Source organism: Acinetobacter portensis (genome assembly GCF_009372215.1).
Taxonomy (GTDB): Bacteria; Pseudomonadota; Gammaproteobacteria; order Pseudomonadales; family Moraxellaceae; genus Acinetobacter; species Acinetobacter portensis.
The window spans coordinates 1-957 of sequence record NZ_LWRV01000001.1 but is presented as its reverse complement, the minus strand read 5'-3'; the positions used below and the strand labels follow the sequence as shown (position 1 = coordinate 957).

Below are 957 nucleotides of genomic sequence, written 5' to 3'. Positions count from 1 at the left end.
AATATAAATAGACTTCCGTCATAAATCAAAAAACGTACAATTTATTTGATCTTAAATTAATCAGCAAAATTATTTAATCCAAGGGATAATCCTTGGATGAAATTCAAAGATATTCAAAAATTATCAGACGTTAAGTTTCGTAGGCTTACCGGTGTTAGTTGGGCTACATTTAACCTCATGTTGGCCGAGCTAAATAAGGAGTTACCTTGTCATATTGGTAAAGGACGACCACATAAATTACCGTTGGAAGATCGTTTGCTCTTATGTATAGAATATTGGAGAGAATATCGAACATTTTTCCATCTTGGTATGAGTTACGGTGTATCTGAAACGAGTGCAATTCGTATCACACGCGTTATTGAAGATACCTTAATCCGTTCTGGAAAATTTAACTTGCCAAAACAACTTCCTAATCGAGATGAAGTGGATTGGGAAGTTGTTGTGATTGATGCAACTGAAATATTAGTTCAACGTCCAAAAAAAACAGAAGAAATGGTATAGCGGTAAAAAAAAGCGACATACCTTTAAATTTCAGCTATCTATGCACTATACAACAGGTGAAATACTGAGTGTATGTGGAAGTCATGGAAGCATGCATGATTTTAAAATATTTAAAAAAAGCATGAGGAAATTAAAATTTAAGCCCTTTTTTATCGTTGATAAGGGGTATTTAGGGATAAAGAAATTGGGTTTTGGATGCCTCATGCCATCTAAAGCAAAGAAAACTGAAAAACTAGATTCTGAATTAAAAAAGTTAAATAAAGAGATTGGTCGTAGACGAATTCAAGTAGAGCATGTATTTGGAAGGATGAAATGTTTTAAGATTTTATCTTGTGTATATAGAAATCGTCGTAAACGATTAAACCTGCGGTTTAATTTACTTGCTGGCATATACAATTTAGATTGGGTGAAAGATAAACAATTAAATTGGTTGAAAAATGATTTATGAAGGAAGTC

1 protein-coding gene and 1 pseudogene are annotated in these 957 nt (G+C 32.6%); both read left to right on the top strand.

Annotation, left to right across the window (positions count from 1 at the left end):
• Window positions 1-177: 177 nt before the first annotated feature.
• Window positions 178-501, top strand: coding sequence for a helix-turn-helix domain-containing protein (locus tag A6M14_RS00010; protein WP_171500215.1), 324 nt, complete (start codon window positions 178-180; stop codon window positions 499-501).
• 37 nt (window positions 502-538) lie between these two features.
• A pseudogene (locus A6M14_RS00005) lies at window positions 539-949 on the top strand (transposase family protein); the annotation flags it as partial.
• Window positions 950-957: the final 8 nt, after the last annotated feature.

Coding starts and splice junctions, on each gene's coding strand:
- A6M14_RS00010 (WP_171500215.1), top strand. CDS start 178: ATGTTGGCCGAGCTAAATAAGGAGTTACCTTGTCATATTGGTAAAGGA.